This is a genomic window from Pseudoalteromonas sp. TB25, assembly GCF_000497995.1.
In the GTDB taxonomy this organism is placed as follows: Bacteria; Pseudomonadota; Gammaproteobacteria; order Enterobacterales; family Alteromonadaceae; genus Pseudoalteromonas; species Pseudoalteromonas distincta.
This window is the reverse complement of the sequence record NZ_AUTI01000299.1, coordinates 1-5,640: the sequence shown is the minus strand read 5'-3', so window position 1 is coordinate 5,640 and position 5,640 is coordinate 1. Positions and strand designations below refer to the sequence as shown.

At 41.0% G+C, this 5,640-nt stretch carries 5 protein-coding genes; 4 read left to right on the top strand and 1 reads right to left on the bottom strand.

Annotated elements, in window-relative coordinates; translation table 11 throughout:
- The first annotated feature begins 25 nt into the window (after positions 1 to 25).
- Positions 26 to 1,009, top strand: coding sequence for an IS110 family transposase (locus L652_RS0110970; RefSeq protein WP_024597435.1), 984 nt, complete (start codon positions 26 to 28; stop codon positions 1,007 to 1,009).
- Positions 1,010 to 1,079: 70 nt separating this feature from the next.
- Here L652_RS0110970 and L652_RS0110965 read toward each other — a convergent pair whose 3' ends face one another.
- Positions 1,080 to 2,036, bottom strand: a complete 957-nt coding sequence (locus L652_RS0110965; RefSeq protein ID WP_024594889.1) for a helix-turn-helix domain-containing protein — start codon at positions 2,034 to 2,036, stop codon at positions 1,080 to 1,082.
- A gap of 227 nt (positions 2,037 to 2,263) precedes the next feature.
- Between L652_RS0110965 and L652_RS0110960 the strand changes: the two genes are divergently transcribed.
- The 3 genes from L652_RS0110960 to L652_RS0110950 all read left to right on the top strand — a co-directional run.
- Positions 2,264 to 3,670: an ethanolamine ammonia-lyase subunit EutB gene (locus tag L652_RS0110960; protein ID WP_024594888.1), complete on the top strand. Its 1,407-nt coding sequence runs from the start codon at positions 2,264 to 2,266 to the stop codon at positions 3,668 to 3,670.
- Positions 3,667 to 4,554 (top strand): ethanolamine ammonia-lyase subunit EutC, encoded by an 888-nt coding sequence (eutC, locus tag L652_RS0110955; RefSeq protein WP_024594887.1) that lies wholly within the window; start codon positions 3,667 to 3,669, stop codon positions 4,552 to 4,554. Before L652_RS0110960 ends, eutC begins: the two co-directional genes overlap by 4 nt.
- A gap of 59 nt (positions 4,555 to 4,613) precedes the next feature.
- Positions 4,614 to 5,640 (top strand): amino acid permease (locus L652_RS0110950; protein WP_024594886.1); only part of this gene is annotated, 1,027 nt, incomplete at its 3' end.

Here is a 5,640-nt window from a genome sequence, read left to right as displayed (position 1 = left end):
GTATGTACAAGGGGAGTAAGTAGAGATGATGTTTATCGGCATTGATATTAGTAAAGAGAAGATTGATTTATCGTGGTTGAGAGACCAACTTACAAATAAAATTAAAACAAAAGTCTTTAAAAACAAGCGCCAAGATTTTGTAACAATAGAAAAATGGCTTTTAAATACAACAAAAAGCGCTGCTAATGAGCTCGTTATCACCCTCGAACCAACGGGTGTTTATCATGAAGCACTGATGTATTTTTTATACGAGCAAGGCTTTAATATTATTTTAGCGAACCCTGGTAAAGCTAAAAAGTATGCAGACGCTTTAAACATAATTCATAAAACAGACAAATCTGATGCAACGATGCTTGCTCATTATGGCTGTGCCAAGCACGCAGTCGTTAATTATTGGCAACCTGAAGCATTAGCAATTAGAGAGCTTAAAGCCCTTATCCGTCGTTTAGATGCGCTTGAGAGTAACCGGCAACGAGAAGCGAACCGATTAGAAGCAAGTGAATTCAGCAACGTTTCTGCGCGTGTTTGCCAATCTATAAAAGTGACTATCGCGTTTTTAGACGATGAAATTAAACAACTTAAATCTGACATTGATAACCACATAGATAATGAACCTGATTTAAAAAGAAACAGGAAACTACTTGAGTCAATCCCTGGCATAGGGCCCGTATTATCGAGAGAGCTGACGTATTTGTTTGCGGCTAAAAAATTTAATAAAGCCAAAGAAGCGGCGGCTTATTGTGGATTAATCCCACGGCATAATGAATCGGGTAAATTAAAAGGGCGAACATCAATCAGTAAACTTGGCCCAGCCAGAATTCGATGTAAACTTTATATGGCAGCCGTTGTTGCTGGGCAATGGAATAAAACAATAAAACGACACAAGTTAACGTTAATAAATAATGGTAAAACACCAATGCAAGCTGTGTGTGCAAATATGCGAAAGCTAATTCATATATGTTTTGGTGTAATAAAAAACCAAGAAGCGTTTAAGCTCCAAGAAAGTTAAATACGACCTTGAAGCTTAAAATGAGAGATGGTATCTACAGGTGTTTATACTCAAGTTAGAAGTGTAGTTTTTAACCTTTAAAACTATTATTTTTAACTGTTTGTGATGGGTTTTCACCAAATAGTTGCGTGTAATCTTTAGCAAATTGTCCCGCATGCCAAAATCCCCAATTGGCTGCTATTACTGAAATTGGCTTATCTTGGTTTGGTTTTTTTAGTTCCCGCCTTACATTATTTAAGCGTGTTAAACGTAAAAACCGCAAAGGGTTAATTCCTAAAATACTCTCAAAGCTATACTGAAGTGTGCGCCTACTTACAAAGGAAAGCTCGCACAGCTCGGTTATGGTTATTGGGTTTTGTGGATTTGTGGCCACGTAATCTTTTACTTTATCTACTACGGCTTTGCGGTGTTTATAACTTGGCGCAATATTTTGCTGCGTATTGTCTGCTTGTAATAAGTGTAGTGCCAACATGTTTAGCATATCTTGTTGTGATTCGGTTCTAAGTCCAAAGCCCTTGCCTACAACCATGCTATTAATTATTTGTCTTGCCGTTTGCAAAGATGAGTTGCTCACCGATAAACGAGCTGATTGTGCAGATGCCAGGTTTTTCAATGTTACGCCTTGGAGCTGCGCCATATATTCAATTGAGTTCCAATCGATTACCAAACCATAAATATTAAATTGCTCAGGGGTTATCAACTCAAAGTCGTTATCACTGGTACGGCACATAAATTGATTACTTGCCACACTTAAACCATTAATTTTACTTTGCTGTGACTGACAAGGAATGCCGAGCCAAACCGAATTAGGGGCTATGTTACATTGCTGACGAAGCGCTCGCTCAGTGTATTCTTTAAACACATGAATATTGGCGTAATCCGTTTCTTCAATACAACCATAAAAGCTGCCGTCGCTCATTTGATCGTATTTTTGCTGCCATTGAGTAAGGCTATGCGCTTGCTCGTCTATATCGTGTGTTTGCACCTTGCTCTTTAGTGGTGCGCTGAAGCTACTTTGCTGCGCCATATCGGGGATGCTCTTTTTCGTTACACTTTCATTATGCTTAAGTTAACACCGCTTTGCGTGTGTAACCAATTGAATTGGTTTAATAAATAATCTTTTGCCAAAATTCGATAGTTACTTGGTACAAAATAAGCTGTCTTGTAACTATTCAATATTGATTTATAGCTAAAGATGCAGCAAAACCTATACCAAGGTTGATCATTGATCATATTAGTTATGTGGAGTAAATCATGGGGCAAGCGTACAGTTACACTTTAGGTACACATACTTATAAATTCAAGAACTTAGCCCAGTTAATGGCTAAAGCTACACCGCAGCGTTCGGGTGATCGCTTAGCGGGCGTAATTGCACAATCAGCACAAGAACGTGCTGTGGCACAAATGACATTGGCGGATATACCTCTTAAAACATTTTTAAATGAGGTACTTATTCCCTACGAAGATGACGAAATTACACGCTTAATTATTGACGAGCACGATGCAAATGCCTTTATGGCTATTGCACATCTAACCGTAGGCGATTTTCGTAATTGGCTTTTAAGTGACTTTGCAACACCTGCTGTACTTGCAAGTATAAGGCAAGGTATTACGCCGGAAATGGCTGCTGCTGTTAGCAAAATAATGCGCAATCAAGATCTCATATTAATTGCTAAAAAGTGCCATGTTACGAGCGCTTTTAGAAATACTATTGGCCTCCCCGGGCATTTATCTACACGTTTACAACCAAATCACCCAACTGACGATATTAATGGTATTGCTGCATGCATGCTTGATGGTTTGCTATACGGTAATGGCGATGCAGTAATAGGTATAAACCCAGCAACCGATAACGTTGCCCAAGCCATTAAATTAATGACGTTAATGGATGATGTTATTCAAAAGTACGCCATACCGACCCAAAGTTGCGTGCTCACCCATGTTACTAACACCATTGAATGTATAGAAGCTGGCGCACCAGTTGATTTGGTATTTCAGTCGATTGGTGGCACAGAGGCGACTAATTCAAGTTTTGGTTTTAATTTAAATACCTTGGCTGAAGCGCAAGATGCCGCTTTGAGTTTAAAGCGTGGCACTGTTGGCAATAATGTAATGTATTTTGAAACTGGGCAAGGCAGTTCGCTTTCAGCAAATGCGCATCATGAGCTTGATCAGCAAACGTGTGAAGCTCGCGCTTATGCCGTTGCTCGTAAGTTTAACCCGTTACTGGTTAATACCGTGGTGGGGTTTATTGGCCCTGAATATTTGTTTGATGGTAAAGAAATTACCCGAGCAGGACTTGAGGATCATTTTTGCGCTAAGTTACTAGGTATACCGATGGGATGCGATGTGTGTTACACCAATCATGCAGAGGCTGATCAAAACGATATGGATAACTTGCTTACGCTATTAGGTGTTGCTGGTTGCTCGTTTGTAATGGGAATACCTGGCTCTGACGATATTATGCTTAATTACCAAACTACGTCGTTTCATGATGCATTATATGTTCGCCGTGTACTTGGCTCTAGACCTGCCCCTGAGTTTGAAGCATGGCTAAGCAAAATGAAAATAATGCAAAGCACTGCCGATATTACACTTTCAGATACCTTGCCTCCCGCTTTTGCTAAACCTCTGGGTGCAATTACTGGAGGTGGCTCATGAAATCACGTTTAAAACAGAGCACTCCTTTAGATGACTCAGTAAACAAGCATAAAAATAACGGTAATGTAGTGCACAATCCTTGGAGTGATTTACGCCGTTTTACCGACGCCCGTATTGGGCTTGGGCGTGCGGGTATAAGTTTGCCAACCTCAGAAATGCTGGCTTTTCAGCTATCTCATGCACAAGCGCGCGATGCAGTGAGTTTTCCGCTTGATATTAACGAAATGACTGAGCAACTAGGCAGTATTAGCGTATTAAAAGATGTTGCCCCTCCCCTGCATTTACACAGCCAAGCTGTTGACAGGGTTACTTACCTTCAGCGACCCGATTTAGGCCGCAAGCTTGATGAAAATGGTAGGCAAATACTTCTCAGCTATATGAATAAACAAAAGCACACTACACAGGCTAAATACGATTTAGCGATTGTAGTGGTTGATGGACTCTCCTCGTTAGCGGTACAAAAAAATGCATGCCCATTTATAACAGAGCTATTAGCGCACCTTACAACAGACAAGCAATTTAAAATTGCCCCCATTACTTTGGTTGAACAAGGTCGAGTAGCAATTGGCGACGATATAGGTGAGTTGCTAAATGCGCAGGTGGTTATGGTGTTAATAGGAGAGCGCCCAGGACTTAGTTCGCCAGATAGCCTTGGCTTGTATTTAACATGGGAGCCTAAAACAGGACTTAACGATGCATGTCGTAATTGCATATCGAATATTCGCCCAGCAGGCCTACCTTATACAGAAGCGGCTAGGCGTGCGCTGTACTTATTACGTGAAGCTAAAAAACTAAAACTAACTGGGGTTAATTTAAAAGACCGTACACAAGACGATGTAATTGAGCATCAGGTTTCAACCACTAACTTTTTAATTGCTGAGTAATTTTAATTAAAAACACATGAAATAAAACAATAAAAACTAAACATCAACGGAGAAGGGTTATGTCTACTAATAATACAGAGTACCTTGCTAAAAGACAGTTAAAACGAGGTACTGCGGGGTGGTTATTACTCGCAGGTTTGGGTGTGTCGTATGTAATATCGGGTGACTTTGCAGGTTGGAACTTTGGTATTGCCGAAGCGGGTTGGGGTGGCTTTGCCATTGCTGCAGTGTTAATGGCAGTTATGTATTTAGCGCTGGTATTGTCGCTTGCTGAAATGTCAGCTGCAATACCTGCAGCAGGCGGTGGTTATAGTTTTGCGCGCCAAGCTATGGGGCCTGCGGGAGGCTATTTAACCGGGCTTGCGGTATTAATTGAATACGCCTTAGCACCCGCTGCTATTGTTATTTTTATAGGCTCTGCAGTTGAAGCCCTCACCGGATTTAATGGCCCATGGGTATATGCATTATTTTACTTACTATTTGTGGGCATTCATTTAGCAGGCGTAGGAGAAGCACTTAAAGTAATGATGGTAATAAGTGGTTTAGCAGTATTAGCTATTATTGCAACGGCTTTTGTTTTAATTACAAATTTTGATGCATCACGCTTATTTGACGTCCCCGTAACCGATGCAGTGGGAGCCAGTGAGTTTTTACCTTTAGGTTGGTACGGGGTTTGGGCTGCATTACCGTTTGCCATGTGGTTATTTTTAGCGGTTGAAGGTGTACCGCTTGCTGCAGAAGAGGCAAAAGATCCCGCTAAAGATGTGCCAAAAGGCATTATTGGTGCAATGATCTTTTTGTTATTTACTGCTTTTTTAGTTGTTGTTTTAGTGCCTGGCGCTGGCGGTGCTGCTGCAATGGGCGCAAGTGCTGTACCTTTGGTTGATGCATTAAATGCATCGGGTAGTGAGGGCTTAGCAACCGTTGTAAATATATTAGGGCTTGCGGGGTTAGTCGCTTCGTTTTTCTCTATTATTTATGGTTATAGTCGCTTAGTGTTTGCTTTATCTAGAGCCGGTTATTTACCGCGTTCGTTGTCTATTACTACTAATCGCAAAGTGCCAGCACGTGCGTTGATTGTACCTG

Bases quoted from the DNA above. Each gene is read 5' to 3' on its own strand.
- L652_RS0110965 (WP_024594889.1), bottom strand. From the start codon at position 2,036: ATGGCGCAGCAAAGTAGCTTCAGCGCACCACTAAAGAGCAAGGTGCAA.
- eutC (WP_024594887.1), top strand. From the start codon at position 3,667: ATGAAATCACGTTTAAAACAGAGCACTCCTTTAGATGACTCAGTAAAC.
- L652_RS0110970 (WP_024597435.1), top strand. From the start codon at position 26: ATGATGTTTATCGGCATTGATATTAGTAAAGAGAAGATTGATTTATCG.
- L652_RS0110960 (WP_024594888.1), top strand. From the start codon at position 2,264: ATGGGGCAAGCGTACAGTTACACTTTAGGTACACATACTTATAAATTC.